Consider the following 20,150-nt stretch of genomic DNA (forward strand, 5'->3'; position numbering starts at 1 on the left):
TGGTGCGAGAAGAGGAGAGTCCAGGTGGCGGGTCCGCGGTCGCGTGCGAGGGCGCTCACCGCCGAGCGGATCATCGAGGTGGCCACCCGGATCTGCGACGAGGAGGACATCGAGGTGCTGACGATCCGTCGGCTCGCCTCGGACCTCGGCGTGGGCGCGATGACGCTCTACAGCTACTTCCGCGGCAAGGAGGAGATCCTCGACGGCATCGCCGACCACGTCATGGGGAACTTCCGGCTGCCCACCGCCGAGGAGACCTCGCCCGAGGCGGTCGTGCGGGCCCTGGCGCTGGCCTTCCTCGACATGATGCGGGAGCACCCCAGCATCGTGCGGCTCTTCTCAACGCGGGTGAGCACCGGTCCGCAGTCCATGCGGGGCGCGTTCGAGGCGGTCATCGGGAGGCTGCGCGAGGCGGGGTTCGCGGACCGGGACGCGGTGCGGGTCTACGGCCTGATCGTGCAGTACAGCTTGGGATTCGCCAGCTATCAGGCCCCCCGCCCGTGGGGGAAGGCGGACCATCCCGAGGCCGAGGAGCTGCGGCGCCGGCGCAGGCACTTCTACGGTGCCCTGCCACGTGAGGACTTCCCCAACATGGTCGAGCTCGCCGAGGACATGACCACACTGCCCAGCGACGAACAGTTCCTCTTCGGGCTCGACTGCCTCATCGAGGGCGTACTGCGGCAGACCGGCGACTGAGACTCGCTGCCTGGTTTCCCCGGCCCCGGGTCCTTCGGCCCGGGGCTGAGCTGTCTTCTCTCCCTATCCGTCATGGACTCCCTATCCGTCATGGGCGCTGTCAGGATCCTTGACGGCATACATCGAACGGTACATAGTACGACCACTTGCGATCGCTGAGCCGACTTCGATTCGGCCCCAGGCGTCCTGCGGTTTCCCAAGGCCCACTGCATCTGTCAGGGGCGCGCCGCCACCACCTCTCTCCACGCCTCGCCCGTCCCTACGGACAAAGGACCCTCATGACGGCAACCCATGTTCATGACCCCGGCCGGGACCAGAGCACACGAGCGCTGCTCGCGGGCTGGATCGGCACCACCGTCGAGTACTACGACTTCTCCATCTACGGACTGGCCTCGTCGGTGGTGTTCGCCAAGCTCTTCTTCCCCACCTCGGACCCGGTGATCGGCACGATGCTCTCGCTGTCGACCTTCGCCATCGGCTTCCTGGCCCGGCCGATCGGCGCGGTGGTGTTCGGGCACTTCGGCGACCGGCTGGGCCGGAAGTCCACACTGGTCGCCACGTTGGGGCTGATGGGCGTGGCGACCTTCGCGGTGGGCCTGCTGCCGACCTATGGCCAGGTGGGGATCGCGGCGCCGATCCTGTTGATCGTCGCCAGGCTCGTCCAGGGGTTCTCCGTCGGTGGCGAATACGGCGGGGCGGTCCTGATGACCATCGAACACGCGGAACACGGGAAACGCGGATTCCGGGGCTCGTTGATCAACACCGGCACTTCGGCCGGGCTCCTCCTGGCCAACCTCGTCTTCCTCGGGGTGCTCCAGTTGCCGGACGACCAGCTCCACTCGTGGGGCTGGCGGATTCCGTTCCTGCTGAGCGCGGTGCTCGTCGGGGTGGGTCTCTTCGTGCGGCTCAGCCTGGAGGAGAGCCCCGAGTTCGAGGCGGTCAAGGCGCAGAACACGGTCGACCGGCTGCCGGTGGTCGAGGTGTTCCGCGAGTGCGGCGGACGGGTCGTGCTGATGGCCGGCGGCATCCTGAGCGCGGGGGTGGCCTTCACCCTGGCCAGCGTCTACAGCCTGGAGTACGCCCGCACCGGCCTGCAGTTGGGCAAGGACAGCATGATCGCCGTCCTGCTGCCGGCCACCCTCGTCATCATCGTGTGCGTGCCGCTCGCCGGAAAGCTGGCGGACCGGTTCGGAAACCGCAGGGTCTTCCTCGCCGGAGCGGCCTCGCTGATCGTGCTGCCGTTCGTCTGGCTGGCGCTGCTGCAGACGCGGGAGTACTGGCTGATGCTGCTGGGCTTCACGCTCCTGTTCATCGGCTACTCCGCCAACTACGGGGTGGTGCCGGCGTACTTCTCGCAGGTCTTCCCGGCGCGCCTGAGGTTCACCGGCATGTCGATCGGCTTCACCGTCGGGCTGATCGCCGGAAACGCGTTCTCCCCCGACATCGCCACCTATCTGCTGCACACCACCGGCGGGTGGCTGGGCATCGCGGTGTACATGGCGGCGATGTCGGTCGTCTCGGTGATCGCGGGCCTGTTCCTCCGGGAGGAGGGCGACGCCCCGCAGCCGCCGCACGATCCGGCTCCGCACGATCCGGCTCCGCACGTGGCCGACAGCGGCGCCGCGCAGGTCCATTGACTTTCGTACGTCGTACCGTACATAGTACTGAAACCGAGTCGAGCCGTCAGGAGGCGGGGGCAGGCATGAACACACCGGAGAAGAGCGGGATACGCGTCGGCGTCCGCATACCCCCGTGCGACCGGGTGGACCGGCTGGCCACGACCGCCCGGCGGGCCGAGGAACTGGGCTTCGACCAGGTGTGGTTCCCCGACTCCCAGCTCCTGTGGCGGGACGTGTTCACGGTCCTGACCGCCGCCGCGCTGGGCACCGAGCGGATCGGCCTGGGCAGCGCGGTCACCAACCTGGCCACCCGGCATCCGGCCGTCGTCGCCTCGGCCGCGCGCAGCGTCGCCGAGCTGGCTCCCGGCCGGTTCACCCTCGGCCTCGGCGTGGGCAACAGCTCGGTCGGCCCCATCGGCATGCGCCAGAGCACCGGGGCGGAGCTGCGCGACGGGCTCGCCACGCTGCGGGCGCTGTTCGCGGGGGAGGAGTGGGACTTCAACGGCGTACGGTCCCGTCTGCGGGACCCGGATCCGAACGTGCCGATCCACATGGCCGCCAGCGGCCCCCGCAATCTGCGGCTCGCCGGGGAGATCGCCGACGGTGTCATCCTGCTCAGCGGCGTCTCGCGGAACACGCTCGCCAGTGCCACGGCCCGGGTGCGGGAGGGCGCCGAGGCCGCGGGCCGCACCGCGGCGGCCATCCCGCTGACGGTCTCGGCGTTCTGCGCGGTGACCGACGACATCGAGGCCGACGCCCGGCTGCTCAAGCCGATCTGCGCCTCGATCGCCCAGAACGGCGGAGCGCCCTTCCTCGCCCTGGCCGGGATCGAACTGGACGTACCCGCACGGGTGGAGGGCGTCTATCCGGACCTCGTCCATGCCGAGGACTGGGACGCGGCCGTCGACATCTGCTCGGCCTGGGTGAGCGATGCGGCGGTGCTCCGGTTCGCCCAGGAGTTCTGCCTGTTCGGCACCGCCCAGGAGATCGCCGAACGGCTCAGCGCGCTGCACGCCGACGGGGTGACCGATGTGTTCCTCCAGCACGTCGGCTCCTACGACGCGCCCACCGAGCTGATCGAAAGCGTCGGCTCCGAGGTGCTGCCCGCCCTGCGGCCGGAAGCCGGCCGGTGAGCGTACTGGAGGAGCTGGTCCGGCGCGGCCGCAACGGCCCGCGCACGGCCGCACCGGACACCCGGCCCCGGGCGGCCCTGCACGTCCTGGACACGTTGGGCTGCGTGGCGGCCGGTGCCCCCCGTCCGCCGGCGGCGCAGCCGGCCCGGTTCACGGCGCGGACCGGCGACACCGGTGAGCTGTGCACGCCCGCTGTGGCCGGGACGCCCTCCCCGCGCACGGCGGTGCTCATGGAACCGGTGCCGGCCCACGCCGAATGGTGCGACGCCCTGCATCCCACCGCGGCGGTCGTCCCGGCCGCCGCGGTGGCCCCGGCGGGGAACGACCAGGGCCTGTCGCCGATGCGCTGCCCTGGCCGTGGCCGACCGTGAAGGGCTGCCGGGCAACGCCGACCGGGCACCCGCGGGCCCGACGGAGGCCGCGGCCGGCGCGGCGTTCGCCGTCGCCGCCTGGCTCCACGGGGCCGCGGGGGACGTGGTCTTCTTCCGGGGCGCCCTGCCCGAGGACACCCCGGAGGTGGTCCTCGGCCACGCCCCCGCACTCGATTCCGTCGGCCATGACCACCAGCGCCTGTGGCCGGCGCCCCCGGTCGCGCACCGTTGGCCGCGGTGGCGAACACGGGGGCGCCGGAGTCCGGCAGTGGTCTGGTGACCGCCGCCGTCGTGCATGAGGTTGCTGCTGCCCGTCGGCTAGGACTTGTCCGGGCGATCATGTGCGAAGCCAAATGACCAGCGCGGCTGTGGTGGCTGTGCCGAGGAAGACGTAGCCGCGTTTGTCGTAGCGAGTGGCCACGGCCCGGGACTGCTTCAACCTGTTGATCGCCCGCTCGACCGTGTTGCGCTTCTTGTACCGTTCCTCGTCGAAGCCGGGTGGCCGTCCGCCGCGTGAGCCTTTACGCAGGCGGGCGGCCTGACTGTCGGACTTCTCCGGGATGATGTGCCGGATGCCCCGTCGTCGCAGGTAGTCGCGGCAGGGCCCGTTGCTGTAGGCCTTGTCAGCGGCGAGGCTGTCGGGCTTTGTGCGCGGTCTGCCCGGCCCCGGCCGTGGAACGCGGATCTTCTCCAGCACCGGCTGGAACTGGGTGCAGTCCGCCCGCTGTCCACCGGTGACAATCAGGGACAGCGGGCGGCAGCGGCCGTCGGCGCTCAGGTGGAGCTTGCTCGTGAGTCCGCCGCGCGAGCGGCCCAGTCCCTCACCTCCTGCACCACCTCCACCAGCCGGGCGAGCAGGCTCTGCCACGGAGGCTCGTCCTGGTGTTCTGCTGTTTCGGCCCCCTTTGACGCGGCTGCCGGCGGCGGATCTGTGCGAGCACCGGCCGCGTGCTGATGAGCGCGCACGATGGTCGAGTCGACCGCCAGGTCCCAGTCGATGTCGCCCGCGGCGTCGGCCGCGGCTTGGACCTGCTGCAGCAGGCGTTCCCAGGTGCCGTCGGCCGACCATAGCCGGTGGCGTTCATAGACGGTCTTCCACGGTCCGAACCGTTCGGGCAGATCACGCCACTGCACCCCGGTGCGCACGCGGTGCAGGATCCCGTCGATCACCTGTCGATGATCCCGCCACCTGCCACAACGTCCATTGCTGACCGGCAGGAACGGCCGCAGTCGTTCCCACTCCGCATCCGTCAGATCACCCCGCCCCATGCCACATCAACGATTCAGACACGAGGCAGTCACATGATCGGCCGGACAAGTCCTAGGAGGCGGTGCACGAACCGATGGTGGGGGCCGACCAGTCCCCGTTCGCCATGACCGTGAAGCCGAAGCTGGTCGCCGCTCCGGCGTCCAGGTTGCCGTTGCCGTTGCCGCCCGGCCGCATCGTCATGACCTTGCCGCTGCCGTCCCAGCTAGGACTGCCGTTCCAGGTGGTGGAGACGCTCTGCGCGGAACGCACGGTCACCGTCACCGTCCAGCCACTGATGGCGGAGCTTCCGGCCCGTACCGTCACCTGACCGTTGAAACGGTCGCCCCACCGTTGCGTCTCGGCGTACGACACGGTGCACGTCCTGCCTCCACCGCCACCATCGCTGGTGCCGCCCAGCGCGGCGAGCACCGCGTTGTACGCGGGCTTCTTGCCGTAGTTGTCGTCGAACAGCAGCGGAGTGCCGCTGGCGCGCCATGAGTACTTGTCGGGGATGCCCCATACCGTGATGCCGGTGCAGCGGGACACGGCCAGGCACGCCTGCGTGACGCGGCGGTAGCTGTCGGCCTGGGCCGTGCCGGAGCCCTCGATGTCCAGCTCGGTGATCTGCACATCGACGCCCAGGGCGGCGAAGCGCTGGAGGTTCTGCTGGTAGTCACCGGGGACCGGGGACTGGCCGTTGAAGTGCGACTGGAAGCCGACGCAGTCGATCGGCACACCGCGGGCCTTGAAGTCCTTCACCATGTTGTAGACGGCGTTGCTCTTCGCGTTCTGACCGTCGGTGTTGTAGTCGTTGTAGCAGAGTTTGGCGTTGGGGTCGGCCGCACGGGCGGTGCGGAACGCCTCCTCGATGAAGCCGTCGCCGAGCTTGTCCTGGAACGGCGAACTGCGCCGCGCACCGCTGTTGCCGTCCTGGAACGCCTCGTTGACCACGTCCCAGGCGTAGATCTTGGCCTGATAGTGCTGCATCACCTTGGTGATGTGGTTGTTCATCGCCGAGCGCAGCTCGGTGGCGCTCAAACCGCCGACCCAGTCGGGCAGTTGGGAGTGCCAGACCAGGGTGTGGCCGCGGATCTTCATGCCCTTGCCCTGCGCGTGGCCGACGATCTGGTCCGCGGGGCCGAAGGTGAACGAGTTCCGGGACTTCTCGACGGCGTCCCACTTCATCTCGTTCTCGGGTGTGACGGCGTTGAACTCGGTGTCCAGCGTGGCGGCGTACGGGGATTCGCCGAGGTGGTTGGCGGCCACGGCGGCACCGAAGTACCGGCCCTTGGCCGCCGCCGCACCGCCGAGGCTGCTCGCGGCGCTGGCGGGACCGGACAGGGCCAGGACACTGGCCGCGGTGAGGAAGCCGACGACACCGAGGCTGAACGCCCTTCGGACGGGTAACCGAGGACGCCGATCTCTGTGTTCCTGACGGGAATTGATGACCATTGCTGTCCCTTCTTCGAAGGCCGAGCGGGTGGCGGTGGTGTGCCGATGGGCAACGATCGCTGCGGAGTATGCTGCGGGACTGACGCAACGTCAACGCTTCCTTCCGGAACTCTTCCGGTAGAAGTGTTCGCTGATACCTCTGTCTTCCCGTCCTTGAGCTGCTGCTCCTCGGTGTGTACGGGCGACTGTCGGCCGTGAAGAGGATCTCTCCGGGCTGGTATCCGAAAAAGTTTCGGAGCGGCTGTGACGTGTTATCGGTCACGTGGCCGTCGTCGGAGAGCAGGTGCAGTCAGGTGACGGATACCGCCCCCGGCCCCCTCCGGCGAGGATTCTGCTGCCAATCGAATTTCTGACACACGAGGCGAATATCCATGCAGCAGATAACGCTGGGCGATGTCACCATCGCACGCGTCGAGGAATACTACGGCCCGGTCGACCTGACGCCCCGGGCATTCTTCCCGGAAAGCCCGGAGGAGGTCTGGGAGGACAACGCGTCCTGGCTGGTCCCGGACTTCTACGACCCCGCCACCGATAATGTCCGGTCCGCGATTCAGACCTGGGTCCTGCGCAGCGAGGGCAAGACCATTCTGGTCGACACCGGTGTGGGCAACCACAAGCACCGGCCCTACGCACCGGTGTGGAGCTATCTGAACACCGACTTCCTGGGGAATCTCGCCAGGGCCGGGGTGCGCCCGGAGGACGTCGACATCGTGATCAACACACATCTGCACGTCGACCACGTGGGCTGGAACACCCGCCTCGACGGCCGGCAGTGGGTTCCGACGTTCCCGAACGCCACCTATATTCTTCCCGAGCGCGACTTCGAGTTCTGGAATCCGGAGAACGGGCACACGCCGTTGCTCGGCCGGGGCAATCAGAATGTCTTCGAGGATTCCGTCGCCCCCGTCCATCAAGCGGGCAAGGCGCTGCTGTGGGACGGCAGTCTCGACATCGACGCCAATCTGCGACTGGAACTCGCCCCCGGACACACCCCGGGCTCGTCCGTGCTCGCTCTCGATTCCCGGGGCGATCGCGCGCTCTTCGTGGGGGACCTGCTGCACAGCCCGGTGCAGATCGCCGATCCCGACACCAATAGCTGCTTCTGCGAGAACCCGGGCGAATCCCGCGCCACCCGCCGCCGGATCCTCGGCCGGGCGGCCGAGGAGAACACCCTGGTCTTCCCCGCCCACCTGGGCGGTCATGGCGCCGCGGAGGTGCGGCGCGACGGCGGCGGGTTCGCCATCAAGGAATGGGCGGCCTTCGCGCGCCTGTGACCCCGGACCCGCCTGTGATCCGGACCGGAGCGATACCGAGGAACCGAGGAAGAGACACACCCCGCACATGACGAAGACCTTCGCCCCCATCGTGGCCACCTCCCAAGGCGCCGTCCGCGGCCGCCAGGAGGAGCACGCCACCGTCTTCCGGCACATCCCCTATGCCGCCCCGCCACGGGGCGCCGCCCGGTTCGCCCCGCCGACACCGCATCCGCCATGGGACGGTGTCCGGGATGCCACCGCCGCGGGTCCCACGGCACCGCAGCCCAAGCGCGACGCGTTCGGCGACCTCGACATGTCCCCGTACTTCGGGCAGGGCTGGGTCCCGGGCGAGGACTACCTCGCGGTGAATGTCTGGACGCCCGACACCACACGCGACGACCTGCCCGTGATGGTGTTCGTGCACGGTGGCGGATTCGTGGCCGGGTCCACCCGGTCGGCGCTCTACGACGGCACCGGCTTCGCCCGTGACGGCGTCGTCCTGGTCACCCTCAACTACCGGCTCGGCGTGCCCGGTTTCCTGCATCTCCCCGACGCCCCCGACAACCGGGGTCTGCTGGATGTGATCGCGGCCTTGCGCTGGGTCGAGGAGAACATCGCGGCCTTCGGCGGCGACCGGTCCCGGGTGACGCTCTTCGGGCAGTCGGCGGGCGCCACGATCGTCGGCGCGGTGGTGGCCGACCCACGGGCCGGAGGTCTCTTCCAGCGGGCGATCATCCAGAGCGGCAACGGCCTGGGAGCGTTCGCCCCCGCCCAGGCCGACCGGGTCACCCGGGCACTCGCCCGCATCCTGGGGACCGCCCCGACCGCGGAGGCGCTGGCGTCGGTCCCCGACGAGCGCTTCGTTCAGGCCATGCCCCGACTCGCGGGCATCGATCTCACGGTCGACGGGCACTTCGATCCGTTGATCGGCCTGAGCCCGTTCAGCCTCGTCCTGGACCAGCAGCCGGCCGAGGCCGTGGCCGCCGGCTGCGGCGCGGGCGTCGACCTGCTGCTCGGCACGAACGCCGAGGAGGGCAACCTCTATCTGGCCCCGCTCGGCCACCTGGCGTCCTCGACCGAGGAGGACGTCCACGCCGTGGCGGCACGCTCCCACCCCGCCCCTCAGGAGCTGGTGGAGGTCTACCGCCGCGAGCGGCCCGGGGCCTCCGCCGGGGAACTGCGGTCCGCCATCATGACGGACGCCCTGTTCGGCGCGGGCACGCGGCGGCTAGCGGCCGCCCACGCCCAGCACCCCTCGGCGCGGACGCATGTCTATGAGTTCGCCTGGCGGTCGCGGGCCCTGGACGGGCGGCTCGGTGCCACGCATGTCATGGAGCTGCCGTTCGTGTTCGACCGCACCGGTCTGCCACGGCTCCATGGCCCCGAGGCGATCCTGGGCCCGGCCGAGCCGCCCGCCGGTCTCGCCTCCCGCCTCCACGCCACCTGGATCCGGTTCGCGAGGACGGGCGACCCCGGCTGGCCGCCGTACGAGAGCGTGCGCCGGACGACCATGCGCATCGCGGAGGCATGGACGCAGGTGGCGGACCCCGGCGCCCCGATACGGCGGGCCTGGGAATAGCGCCCGCGCGGGCGGACGCACCGCCGCCATCACATGGAGCTCGGCTTCGGCGCCCACGGGGACCTCCCGGTGGGCGCCGTTCCGTTTTCCGGCACCCGCCCTCCCCGGTGGCGTGTTTTTCGCCCCCGGCAAGGGCTTGACCAGAGGCGAAGTGGCTCCTACATTCCTCTCACCCTCGAGGTAGATCGATTAACCACTTGTTAACCGCCTGGTTGGAGACCCCCGCAGTGCACTCACCGCTGACTCGGCGCGGCTTCCTCGCCACCGGTTCCGGCCTGGCCGCCGCGACCGTCCTGCCCGGCCTGTCCGGCTGCTCCGCACTGACCGGAGCGGACTCCGATCCCGATACCCTCGTCGTGCACAGCCAGCTCGGCACCACCGCACCGGGATCGCCGACCTACCTCGCGGCCCTGGACCGGTTCCGCAAGGAAAATCCGGGACTCAAGGTCAAGAACCTCATCAACGGCGACGACCTCGCGCAGGTCTACGAGACCTCGCGGCTGGCCCGCAAGGAGCCGGACGTCGTCATGGTCAACCTCTACGACAAGACGCTGGCATGGACCGACGTCGGCGCCACGGTCGACGTCAAGGGCTACCTGGACGACTGGGGCCTGCGGACGCGCGTGCTCCCGCAGGCGCTGGCCGAGTGGACCGACGCCAAGGGCCGGGTACGGGCCTTCCCCTACTTCGCCACCAACTGGCCGATCGCCTACAACCGGGCACTGCTGGACCGCGCGGGCGTCGACGCGATACCCACCACGGGCGACGAGCTGATCGCCGCGGCCCGCAAGCTGCGCGCCAAGGGGATCGCGCCCGTGACCGTCGGCGGCAACGACTGGACCGGGCAGAAACTGCTCGCCCAGATCATCCAGACCTTCCTCACCGAGGACGAGGCCCGGCACGCCTACACCACCGGGGACTTCGGCAGCAGGGGCGCCCGGGAGGGCATCGACTACTTCGTGACGCTGCGCGACGCGGGCGTCTTCGCCGACAAGGCCCAGGGCCTCACCTCGGACACGATGACCACGCAGTTCAACACCCAGGCCGCGGCGATCGAGTCGGCGATGTCCTCGGCGCTGGCCAAGGTGCCCGAGAAGGTGGCCCGGCACACCGAGGTCGGCGGCTGGCCCCTGACCGGCGGCGCCGCCCACGACAAGCCCACCATCCTGCGGACCTACACCCTCATCGGGTTCTGGATCAGCCCGAACGGCACCAAGAAGATCGACGCCGTCGAGAAGTTCCTGCGCTTCATGTACCGGCCGGACACCGTCTCCCGGTTCATCAAGGAGAGCGGCCGCGACATGGCGCTGCGCTCCGACACCCTCAGCACGGACTTCCCACTGGTCGCCGCGGCCCAGCGGCTCGGCTCGACGGTCAGCCAGGCGCTGCTGCCCGATGTGTACGTCCCGCCCGCCGCCGCCCAGCCGCTGATCACCGCGACCAGCACCTCCTTCACCCGCGGCACCAGCGCCGCGAAGGTCCGCGCCGCGCTCGAGACCGCGTACCGCTCCGCGTGAACCGCCCGCCCGTTCGCTCATATCCCGAGCCCGACTCCACGGGAGCCACCTCATGACGACGTTGACGTCGACCCCGGGCGGGGCCGCGGTCCGCCATCCAGCACCGCCCGCCACCACGGCCCGTGTCGGCACGCCCCGGCAGGGCGGCACGATCCTCGCCGTCCCGGCGCTGGTCTGGTACGCGGTCTTCATGATCGGCCCGGTGATCGCCATCTTCGTGATCGCCGCCCTGCACTGGCCGGGCATGCTCCAGCCGGTGTCCTTCGCCGGTCTCGGCAACGTCCGCACGGTCCTCGACGACCCCGTGTTCTGGGACGCGGTGCGCAACACCGCCGTCCAGTTGGCGGTGGCGCTCCCGATCATGATCGTGTGCGCCTACATGCTGGGCTACTACGTGGCGCAGAAGCCGCCCGGGCACCGCGTCATCCGCTATCTGCTGTTCATCCCCGGCCTGATCTCCACCCCCGCCAAGGCCATGGTGTTCTACGCGGCGCTGTCCCCGGACGGGCTGGCCAACGGCGCGCTGCAGTCGGTGGGGCTCGGTTCGCTCACCGACGCCTGGCTCGCCTCCCCGTCGACGGCCCTGGCCTGTCTCATCGCCCTGGACGTGTGGAGCGGGATCGGCTTCACCGCCGTCCTGTTCGCCGCCCGGCTCGACAGCGTCCCGGACGACCTCGGCGAGGCGGCGCAGCTCGACGGGGCCGGGCACTGGCGGACCATGTGGCGCATCCACTTCCCCGTGATCCGCGACTATGTCGGCGTCGTCACCATGCTGCAGTTCCTGTGGACCCTCTTCGGTTCGGCCCAGCACGTCCTGCTGCTCACCCAGGGCGGCCCCGGCAGCTCGTCCACGACGCTGTCCTTCCTCGTCTACCAGAAGGCGTTCATCGCGGCCGACCTGGGCTACAGCCAGACCGTCGGCGTCATCCTCTTCCTGGCCGGGCTCGTCGGGCTGCTCACCATCCGCCGCGCGTTCCGCCAGAACTACTGACCCGAAGGCGGCTCACCATGAAACTCGGCAAACGCTGGCTGCCCGCACACCTGCTGGTGTGGACCTACGCGGTGCTGCTGATCGTGCCGCTCTACTACTTCCTCGCCTCCGCGTTCAAAAGCAACGAGGAGATCTTCGCCCATCCCTTCGCGCTGCCCTCGTCGTTCGGCTTCGGCAACTTCCGCACTGCCTACGACAGCGCCGACCTGGGGACGGCCGTCGTCAACTCGGCGCTGGTGACGGTCCTCGCGCTGGCGCTGACCCTGCTGCTGGCGCTGCCCGCGGCGTTCGCGCTCGCCCGCTCGACGAGCCGGCTCGCCTCGGCGATGGAGAAGATCTTCTCCCTGGGCTTCCTCATCCCCACGTTCGCGGCGCTCTTCCCCACGTTCCTGCTTGCCGCCGCCACCGGGCTGTTCCACACCCGGCTGTTCATGGTCTTCTTCCTGCCCGCGACGGCGATGCCGCTGTCGGTGGTGATCCTGGTGCAGTTCATGCGGACCATCCCCAGGGAGATGGAGGAGGCCGCCCGGATGGACGGGGCGTCCACCTACACGGTGCTGCGGCACATCTACATACCGATGTGCCTGCCCGGTATCGCGACCGTGCTCCTGCTGAACTTCCTCACCTTCTGGAACGAGTACCTGTACTCGCTGATCATCATCGGCCCCGACCCCGAACAGCGCACCGTGCAGGTGGCCCTGCCCACCCTGAAGGCCATCACCGGCACCGACTACGGTGTCCTCACCGCCGGTACCGTACTGACCCTGGTCCCCGTATGGGTCGTCTACACGGTGCTCCAGAAGCGCATGCAGGAGGCGCTCATCAACGGGGCGGTCAAGGCGTGAGCATACCCACTGTGAAGCAGGGCCGGCGCCCCACCATCAAGCAGGTGGCGGCCGCCGCCGGGGTGTCGACCGCGGCCGTGTCCCAGGCGTTCAACGACAAGGGCCGGCTGTCGGAGGCGACCCGGGCGCGCATCCTGGACACCGCGATGGAGCTCGGCTGGTCGCCGAGCGCGTCCGCCGCCGCTCTGCGCAGCGCCCGCACCCGCACCCTCGCCCTCGTCGTCCGGCGCCCCACCGATGTGCTCGGCGCGGACCCGCACTTCAGCGAGCTGATCACCGGTATCGAGGGCGAACTGGCGCCCCGCGGCTACGGTCTGCTGCTGCACCTGGTCGCGGGCGCGCAGGAGGAGAACGCCCTCTACAAGCGGCTGGCGGCCGAGGGCCGCGTCGACGGGGCCGTCCTGACCGACGCCCGCGCGGATGACCCGCGCCCCGCCCTGCTGGCCCGCCTCGGCCTGCCCGCCGTACTGCTCGGTCCCCCCGACCGCGCCGCCGCCGTACCGCGCGTCGGCCTCGGCCACCAGGACGCCGCCGTCGAGGAGGTCGTCCGCCATCTGCTCGGGCTCGGCCACCGGCGCATCGCCTATGTGGCGGGCCCCGCCGACCTGCGGCACACCCGGCTGCGCGGCGGTGTCTTCGAGACGGCCCTCCGGCAAGCGGGCTTGCGGCCCTACGCGGTCCTGCACACCGATTTCACCGAAGTGTCCGCCGTCGCCGCCACCCAGGCCCTGCTGGAGCCCGCCGACCGCGCCACGGCGATCGTCTACGCCAACGACTCCATGGCCATGTGCGGCATCGGCGCCGCCCAGCGCGGCGGGCTGCGCGTCCCCGACGATCTGTCCGTCGTCGGCTACGACAATCTGACGCTCGGCCGCTGGCTGCACCCCGGGCTGACCACCGTCGACCAGCAGGTGCGGCGGGTGGGCGCGGCCGCCGCCCGGCTGCTCCTCGCACGCTGCGGCGAGGACGTAGAGGAGACGGTGCTCGACGACCGGCCGCGGCTGGTCGTCCGCGAGTCCACCGGACCCGCCCCCGGCTGACACACACGTTTCAGCCCCCACCCCTACCACCGACACCCGAGAAGGACCATGCGACGCCACAGCGCCCAGCTCATCCACCAGCCCGCCGTCCTGCCCTGGCTCGGCGCCAACTTCTGGTCCCGCACCGGCGGGCCCCTGATGTGGCGCGACTACGACCCGAAGACGGTCCGCGCGGAGCTGCGGGTGCTGCACGAGCACGGCCTGACGATGACCCGGTCGTTCTTCTACTGGCCGGACTTCCATCCGCAGCCCGACCGCGTCGAGGAGACGCTGTGCGAACGCTTCCGCGACTTCCTCGACGCCCACACCGAGATCGGCATGGGGACGGTGCCCACCTTCATCGTCGGACACATGTCGGGCGAGAACTGGGACCCCGCCTGGCGCGGCGGCCGCGACCTCTACGAGGACGTGTGGATGGTCGGCCGCCAGGCGTGGTTCGTGTCCCAGATGACCCGCCGCTTCAAGGACCACCCGGCGGTCACGGGCTGGCTCATCACCAATGAGATGCCCGGCTACGGCCGGATCTACCAGGTGGATCCGCCCTCCTCCGATGTGGTGACGGCCTGGGCGCAGGCCATGTGCAACGCCGTACGGGCGGCCGGCGGCACCCAGCCGGTCTCCCTCGGCGACGGCGCGTGGGGCATCGAGGTCACCGGCCGCGACAACGGCTTCTCGCTGCGCGAGACCGCCGAGTACGTGGACTTCGTGGGCCCGCATGTGTACCGCTCGGACACCGACCGGCCCCGTCAGCACCTGCGCGCCGCCTTCGAATGCGAACTGGCGTCGGTCACCGGACAGCCCGTCGTCCTGGAGGAGTTCGGCCTCTCCACGGACACCGTCTCCGACCGGAACGCGGCGGTCTACTACCGGCAGACCCTGCACAACTCCCTGCTCGGCGGGGCGACGGGCTGGATCGCCTGGAACAACACCGACTACGACGACCTGTGGGACCGCTCGCCGTACGACCACCACCCCTTCGAGATGCACTTCGGCATCACCGACAGCACCGGCGCCCCCAAGGCCCCGCTGCTCGAACTCGCCGCGTTCGCCGAGGTGTTGAAGGAGGTGGACTTCACACACTGCCGACGCGCCGACGCGGACGCGGCGCTGGTCGTGCCCGCCTTCCTGGAGCGCGGCTACCCCTACAGCAGGCCCGCCGACCGACCGCTGATCTTCACCTCCCTGCACCAGAGCTATGTCGCCACCCGCGCCGCCGACCTGCCGGTGGGCTTCACCCGGGAGGCCGACGGACTGGCCGGCGACGCGGCCCTGTATCTGCTGCCGGCCACCCGCCAGCTCACCACGCGCACCCGGCGTGAGCTCGAACGCCGCGCCCGCGCGGGCGCCACGGTCTACCTCTCGTTCTGCTCCGGCGAGTACCCCGGGACCCGCGGCCCGTGGTTCGACGACCTGGACGGGCTGTTCGGCGTCGAGCTGCAGCTCTCCTACGGTGTCGCCGAGCCCATCGAGGACGACGTTCTGGAGATGACGTTCACCGAGGACTTCGGCGGGCTGAGCGCCGGGACCTCGCTGCGCTTCCCCGTCGCGGGCAACGAGGACAGCCGGGCGTATCTGCCGGTCGTTCCGCGCGACGCCCGGGTGGTGGCCGTCGACGCCCACGGGCGGCCCGCCCTCCTGGTGCACGACACCGGGCGCGGCCGCACCGTCCTGGCCACCTACCCCCTGGAGCACATGGCCGCCCGCACCGCGCGGGCCAACCCCGAGGAAACCCACCGGCTGTACGCGGCGCTCGCCGATGTCGCCGGGGCCCGCCGCCCGGTGACGGTCGACAGCCCCCATGTCGGCGCGGACCTCCTCGTCCATGACGACGGGCGCCGCTTCGTATGGCTGGTCAGCCAGAGCGCCGAGGAGCTCACCGTCCGCCCCGCGGCCGACGGCACCCTGCACGACCTCGCCTCCGGCGCACCGGCCGCGGAGGTGTCGCTCGGCCCGTACGGGGTGCGCGTCCTGGAGCTGCGGTGATCGGCTACCTCTACCGCGACCCCGCCGCGCCCGTGGCCGAGCGGGTCCGCGATCTGCTGCGGCGCATGACACTCACCGAGAAGGTCGGCCAGGTCAACCAGCGCATGTACGGCTGGCACGCCTACGAGCGGGACGGCGGCGGCCACCGGCTCACCGGCGCCTTCCGCACCGAGGTCGCCGCGTACGGCGGGATGGGCGCCCTGTACGGGCTGCAGCGGGCCGACGCCTGGTCCGGCGTCGGCTTCACCGACGGCATCACGGCGGCGGACGGGGCGCGGGTCGCAGGCGCCGTGCAGCGGCACGTCGTGGAGAACACCCGGCTGGGTATACCGGTGCTGTTCGTCGAGGAGGTTCCCCACGGCCACCAGGCCCTGGACGGCACCGTGTTGCCGGTCAACCTCGCCGTCGGTGCCACCTGGGACCCCGGGCTCTACGAGGCGGCGGCGGCCGCCGCCGGCGCGGAGGTGCGGGCGCGGGGCGGCCATGTGGCGCTCGTCTCCGCCCTCGACCTGGTGCGCGACCCGCGCTGGGGCCGCGCGGAGGAGTGCTTCGGCGAGGACCCGTACCTGGCGGCGCGGCTCACCGAGGCGCTGGTGCGCGGCATGCGCACCAGCGAGGTGGCCGTCGTGCTCAAGCACTTCGCCGGACAGGGGGCCACGGTCGGCGGACGCAACAGCGCGGCCACCGAACTGGGCGCCCGCGAAGTGCACGAGACCCATCTGGCGGCGGCCCGGGCGGGGATACGCGCCGGTGCCGCCGGGGTGATGGCGGCCTACAACGAATTCGACGGCCTGCCCTGTGTCGCCAGCCGCCCGCTGCTGACCGAACTCCTGCGGGAGCGGCTGGAGTTCGACGGCATCGTGATGGCGGACGGCACCGCCGTCGACCGGCTGGTCCGGCTCACGGGCGACCCCGTGGCCGCGGGCGCCCTGGCCTTGAACGCCGGATGCGATCTGAGCCTCTGGGACGCCTGCTTTCCACGGCTGGCCGAGGCGGTCGCGCAGGGGCTCGTCACGGAGCGGACCCTGGACACCGCCGTGGCCCGGGTCCTCACGCTGAAGTTCCGCCTGGGCCTCTTCGAACAGCCCTATACGCCTGCGGTGGAACAGCGCCCCGAGCCGAATACACCCGCTGCCGAACAGCGCCCCGGCCTCCGCGAGTTGAGCGAACGCATCGCCCGCGCGTCCATCACACTGCTCGCCCACGACGGGGGAGTCCTGCCGCTGGCACCATCCACCCGCCGGATCGCCGTCCTCGGCCCGAACGCCGACTCCATCGCCCAGCAGATCGGCGACTACACCGCGCCGCAGCGCCCCGGCTCCCACCATGTCACGGTCCTGGACGGCATCCGGTCGGCCGCCCCGCCGGACACCGAGGTCAGCCACGCGCCGGGGTGCGATCTGGTCGGCGGCGACCTCTCCGGTGTCCCCGAGGCGGCCGCGCTGGCGGCAGCGGCGGACATCGCGGTCCTCGTCCTGGGCGGGTCCAGCGCGCGCTCGGGCGACACCTCCTTCGACACCAATGGCGCGGCCGTCGTGACCTCCGCCAACCCCGGCGGTATGACGAGTGGCGAAGGCGTCGACCTGGCCGATCTGCGCCTGCCCGACGGGCAGTTGGCGCTCCTTGGCGCGGTGGCGGCCACGGGCGTGCCGGTCGTCGTGGTCCTCGTCCAGGGCCGTCCGCACGCCCTGCCCGACGTCTCCGGCACGGCCGGGGCGGTGCTGAGCGCCTGGTACCCGGGCCCGTGGGGCGGACGGGCCGTCGCCGATGTGCTGTTCGGCGCGGCCGGGCCCGAGGGACGGTTGCCGGTGTCGATCCCCCGGTCGGCCGCGCAGTTGCCGGTGTTCTACAACGCCAAGGACCACGGCTACCGCGGCTATGTGGACCAGCCCGCCACCGCCCGATACGCCTTCGGCCACGGCCTGTCGTACACCACGGTCGCCTACGAGCCGCCACGGCTCTCCCGCGCCCGGGTGACCCGGGACGATCCCACCCTCAGCTGCCGGGTGACCGTGCGCAACACCGGCGAGCGGCCGGTGCGCGAGACGGTCCAGCTCTACCTGCGGCGGCTGTCGGGCGGCTCCTCCTGGCCCCGCGTCCGCGAGCTGCGCGGATTCGCCCGCCTCGACCTGCGGCCGGGGGAGGAGGCCGACGCCGTGTTCGCGATCGACGCCGACACCCTCGCCTCCGTCACCCGGGACCTCGGCCTCGCCGTCGAGCCCGGAGAAGTGATGCTGGAGACCGGCCCGTCCTCCGCCGCGACGCAGGGGGCGCGGCTGGTGATCGACTGATGCCCGGCCGGAGATCGGCGGGGCCCCCCGGACGGCCCTGGAGGCCGAAGCCGGATGTTGGGCCGGGGGTGTACTCGACACCTTGAGCGGGCCGTCCTACAGTCACGTGCCCGGCAGGGACCGCCCGGCCGCTGACCCAGGGGAAGGCCGCATGCCGATCAGGAGATCACTCAGGTATCTGGCGGGGCTCGCGGCGACCCTCGCGCTGCTGGCCACGGCGCCGGGGCCGGTCGCCGCCGCGCAACAGCCCGCCGCCCCGGCGGCCCCCGCCACCGCCCCGGCCGCCACTCCCGCTGCCGACACCTGGCAGCCGCCGCTGTCCACTCGCGGCCGGTACATCGTCGACGCCAAGGGCGACCGTTTCCGGCTCAAGTCGGCCAACTGGGACGGTGCGCAGGGGTCGTGGACGGGCAGCGGCAGCGTCGAGGACCCCGCCAACCACCACGCCGGCCAGAACTCCCACGGCATACCCCTCGGCCTGGACCGGGTCCCCCTGCCGACGCTGCTCGCCGACTTCCACCGGCTCGGCATCAACAGCATCCGGCTGCCGTTCTCCAACGAGATGATCCGCGCCACCGCGACCGTGCCGGACGGTGCCGTGGCCGCCAACCCGCAACTGCGCGGGAAGACACCGCTGCAGATCTTCGACGCCGTGGTGTCCGCCCTCGGCCGCGACGGGTTCGCCGTCATCCTCAACAACCACACCAACACCACCCGGTGGTGCTGCGGAGTCGACGGCAACGAGCGGTGGAACAGCGGCCAGACCACCCAGCGCTGGGTGGACGACTGGGTCTTCATGGCCCGCCGTTACGCCGATGAGCCAGGCGTCGTGGGCGCCGACCTCTACAACGAGGTGCGCCGCGACATCCTGGACGACCCCAACTGGGGGCTCGGCGACGCGCACGACTGGTACGCCGCCGCGCAACAAGCCGCCGACCGCATCCTCACCGATGGCAACCCCGACCTCCTCATCGTCATCGAGGGCATCAACTGGACGGGGATACCGGTCGACGGACTGCCCCACGAACGGCCCACCCTGGCGCCCGCGCGCACCCTCTCGCACACCCTCGTGAACGCCCACAAGCTGGTCTACTCCGCGCACTTCTACGGCTACACCGGCCCCCGCCACAGCGGCGCCACCGGCGTCGGCGAGACCCACGACCCCCGGTACCAGGACCTCAGCCGCGACGAGCTCCGTAAAGTCCTCACCGACCAGGCGTTCTTCGTCGCCGAGGACACCGGGCGGCACTACACCGCGCCCGTGTGGATCAGCGAGTTCGGCATCGGAGCGGCCGAGACGGGCACCCGCCCGCGCGCCTGGTTCACCAACCTCACCGACTACTTCGCCGACCACGACGCCGACTTCGCCTACTGGCCACTGGTGGGCTGGGAGGGCAGCGACGACTGGGCGCTGCTGCGCTACGACTCCGCGGGCCACCGCACCGGAATCCTCGACCAGGGCGACTGGCGCGCCACGCCGTGGCAGCGGCTGATGACGGCGCCCGAGCACACCGGGCCCGTCGACCCCGTCCCCACCTGGCGCATGCTCGCCACCGACCACGGCGACCAGGTGCAGTCGCTGATCGAGCGGACGCACGGCGACTGGGATCCGGGCGCCTACAAGGCCGCCTGCCCCGACGGGTTGCGGCTGATCGGCCTCGGCCACGCCGCCGGGCGCGGACTGTGCACCGACACCGGCGCCGACGACCCGCGCGCCCCCGGCACCGCCCATACGGTCGTCACGGACGAGCGGTATGTGCCCGCCGGTGGCGACTGGGCCTCCGGCTACACCAAGTTCCAGTGCCCCTCGGACCAGTTCCTGATCGGCTACAGCCGCCGCGGCGGCCGGGTGTCCGCCGCGCTGTGCGCCCCGGCCCGCACCCCGCTCGGCACCACGGGACGCACCGTGTGGTTCGACCGGTCCGACAACCGGCCCGCCGACGCCGCCGGGGGCGACTTCGCCCACGGCGCCTACAAGGGCCAGTGCGCGGCCGACGAGTACGCCGCCGGGATCGCCTTCACCACGCGGGTGGGCAGCGCCGGGGGCCCGGACGCGCTGCTGTGCCGCCGGCTGTCCTGAGTCCGCCAGTCGTTCCGCGACCCTTGCCCGAATCTGACGGTCCGTCAT

At 71.1% G+C, this 20,150-nt stretch carries 16 protein-coding genes; 14 read left to right on the plus strand and 2 right to left on the minus strand.

Annotation, left to right across the window (positions count from 1 at the left end):
• Positions 1-24 precede the first annotated feature (24 nt).
• The 5 genes from STRVI_RS14580 to STRVI_RS54250 all read left to right on the plus strand — a co-directional run bounded on the left by STRVI_RS14580 (position 25) and on the right by STRVI_RS54250 (position 4,099).
• On the plus strand, positions 25-696 hold the full coding sequence (locus tag STRVI_RS14580) for a TetR/AcrR family transcriptional regulator (RefSeq protein WP_043235919.1): 672 nt from the start codon (positions 25-27) through the stop codon (positions 694-696).
• Between the two features lie 278 nt (positions 697-974).
• The gene (locus tag STRVI_RS14585; protein ID WP_014056421.1) at positions 975-2,333 is read left to right on the plus strand and encodes an MFS transporter; all 1,359 of its coding nucleotides are present in this window, start codon (positions 975-977) and stop codon (positions 2,331-2,333) included.
• Positions 2,334-2,398: 65 nt separating this feature from the next.
• Entirely contained in the window at positions 2,399-3,448 is a 1,050-nt protein-coding gene (locus STRVI_RS14590) for an LLM class flavin-dependent oxidoreductase (RefSeq protein ID WP_014056422.1), read from the plus strand.
• Positions 3,445-3,819, plus strand: coding sequence for a hypothetical protein (locus STRVI_RS14595; protein ID WP_014056423.1), 375 nt, complete (start codon positions 3,445-3,447; stop codon positions 3,817-3,819). The genes STRVI_RS14590 and STRVI_RS14595 overlap by 4 nt, the downstream gene beginning before the upstream one ends.
• Positions 3,806-4,099 carry a hypothetical protein gene (locus STRVI_RS54250; protein WP_014056424.1) on the plus strand — a complete coding sequence of 98 codons (294 nt, stop codon included), beginning with the start codon at positions 3,806-3,808 and terminating at the stop codon, positions 4,097-4,099. The genes STRVI_RS14595 and STRVI_RS54250 overlap by 14 nt, the downstream gene beginning before the upstream one ends.
• A gap of 57 nt (positions 4,100-4,156) precedes the next feature.
• Here the strand turns inward: STRVI_RS54250 and STRVI_RS47825 are convergent.
• Both STRVI_RS47825 and STRVI_RS14615 read right to left on the minus strand, forming a co-directional pair.
• Positions 4,157-5,088, minus strand: a protein-coding gene (locus STRVI_RS47825) for an IS5 family transposase (protein WP_435532578.1) whose coding sequence is annotated in 2 segments (ribosomal slippage) — positions 4,157-4,708 and positions 4,711-5,088 — 930 coding nt in all. Because the reading frame shifts where the segments join, the coding sequence is not laid out codon by codon here.
• 52 nt (positions 5,089-5,140) lie between these two features.
• Positions 5,141-6,520, minus strand: coding sequence for an endo-1,4-beta-xylanase (locus STRVI_RS14615; protein ID WP_014056426.1), 1,380 nt, complete (start codon positions 6,518-6,520; stop codon positions 5,141-5,143).
• A gap of 371 nt (positions 6,521-6,891) precedes the next feature.
• Here STRVI_RS14615 and STRVI_RS14620 point away from each other — a divergent pair, with 371 nt between their 5' ends.
• The 9 genes from STRVI_RS14620 to STRVI_RS14660 all read left to right on the plus strand — a co-directional run bounded on the left by STRVI_RS14620 (position 6,892) and on the right by STRVI_RS14660 (position 20,102).
• Positions 6,892-7,794 (plus strand): MBL fold metallo-hydrolase, encoded by a 903-nt coding sequence (locus STRVI_RS14620; RefSeq protein ID WP_014056427.1) that lies wholly within the window; start codon positions 6,892-6,894, stop codon positions 7,792-7,794.
• A gap of 67 nt (positions 7,795-7,861) precedes the next feature.
• Positions 7,862-9,355, plus strand: coding sequence for a carboxylesterase/lipase family protein (locus STRVI_RS14625; RefSeq protein WP_014056428.1), 1,494 nt, complete (start codon positions 7,862-7,864; stop codon positions 9,353-9,355).
• Positions 9,356-9,582: 227 nt separating this feature from the next.
• Positions 9,583-10,872, plus strand: a complete 1,290-nt coding sequence (locus tag STRVI_RS14630) for an ABC transporter substrate-binding protein (RefSeq protein ID WP_014056429.1) — start codon at positions 9,583-9,585, stop codon at positions 10,870-10,872.
• A 52-nt stretch (positions 10,873-10,924) separates the two neighbouring features.
• A complete protein-coding gene (locus STRVI_RS14635) occupies positions 10,925-11,863 on the plus strand; it encodes a carbohydrate ABC transporter permease (RefSeq protein WP_014056430.1) in 939 nt (312 codons plus the stop codon).
• 17 nt (positions 11,864-11,880) lie between these two features.
• Positions 11,881-12,708 carry a carbohydrate ABC transporter permease gene (locus STRVI_RS14640; protein WP_014056431.1) on the plus strand — a complete coding sequence of 276 codons (828 nt, stop codon included), beginning with the start codon at positions 11,881-11,883 and terminating at the stop codon, positions 12,706-12,708.
• On the plus strand, positions 12,705-13,748 hold the full coding sequence (locus STRVI_RS14645) for a LacI family DNA-binding transcriptional regulator (protein ID WP_043235921.1): 1,044 nt from the start codon (positions 12,705-12,707) through the stop codon (positions 13,746-13,748). Before STRVI_RS14640 ends, STRVI_RS14645 begins: the two co-directional genes overlap by 4 nt.
• Before the next feature lie 48 nt (positions 13,749-13,796).
• Positions 13,797-15,731: a glycoside hydrolase 5 family protein gene (locus STRVI_RS14650; RefSeq protein ID WP_014056433.1), complete on the plus strand. Its 1,935-nt coding sequence runs from the start codon at positions 13,797-13,799 to the stop codon at positions 15,729-15,731.
• Positions 15,728-18,022, plus strand: coding sequence for a glycoside hydrolase family 3 N-terminal domain-containing protein (locus tag STRVI_RS14655; protein ID WP_014056434.1), 2,295 nt, complete (start codon positions 15,728-15,730; stop codon positions 18,020-18,022). Before STRVI_RS14650 ends, STRVI_RS14655 begins: the two co-directional genes overlap by 4 nt.
• A gap of 151 nt (positions 18,023-18,173) precedes the next feature.
• On the plus strand, positions 18,174-20,102 hold the full coding sequence (locus tag STRVI_RS14660; RefSeq protein WP_014056435.1) for a glycoside hydrolase family 5 protein: 1,929 nt from the start codon (positions 18,174-18,176) through the stop codon (positions 20,100-20,102).
• Positions 20,103-20,150: the final 48 nt, after the last annotated feature.

The organism is Streptomyces violaceusniger Tu 4113, assembly GCF_000147815.2.
GTDB lineage: Bacteria > Actinomycetota > Actinomycetes > Streptomycetales > Streptomycetaceae > Streptomyces > Streptomyces violaceusniger_A.

Bases quoted from the DNA above. Each gene is read 5' to 3' on its own strand.
- STRVI_RS14620 (WP_014056427.1), top strand. From the start codon at position 6,892: ATGCAGCAGATAACGCTGGGCGATGTCACCATCGCACGCGTCGAGGAA.
- STRVI_RS14660 (WP_014056435.1), top strand. From the start codon at position 18,174: ATGCCGATCAGGAGATCACTCAGGTATCTGGCGGGGCTCGCGGCGACC.
- STRVI_RS14635 (WP_014056430.1), top strand. From the start codon at position 10,925: ATGACGACGTTGACGTCGACCCCGGGCGGGGCCGCGGTCCGCCATCCA.
- STRVI_RS14585 (WP_014056421.1), top strand. From the start codon at position 975: ATGACGGCAACCCATGTTCATGACCCCGGCCGGGACCAGAGCACACGA.
- STRVI_RS14615 (WP_014056426.1), bottom strand. From the start codon at position 6,520: ATGGTCATCAATTCCCGTCAGGAACACAGAGATCGGCGTCCTCGGTTA.
- STRVI_RS14650 (WP_014056433.1), top strand. From the start codon at position 13,797: ATGCGACGCCACAGCGCCCAGCTCATCCACCAGCCCGCCGTCCTGCCC.
- STRVI_RS14625 (WP_014056428.1), top strand. From the start codon at position 7,862: ATGACGAAGACCTTCGCCCCCATCGTGGCCACCTCCCAAGGCGCCGTC.
- STRVI_RS14640 (WP_014056431.1), top strand. From the start codon at position 11,881: ATGAAACTCGGCAAACGCTGGCTGCCCGCACACCTGCTGGTGTGGACC.
- STRVI_RS14590 (WP_014056422.1), top strand. From the start codon at position 2,399: ATGAACACACCGGAGAAGAGCGGGATACGCGTCGGCGTCCGCATACCC.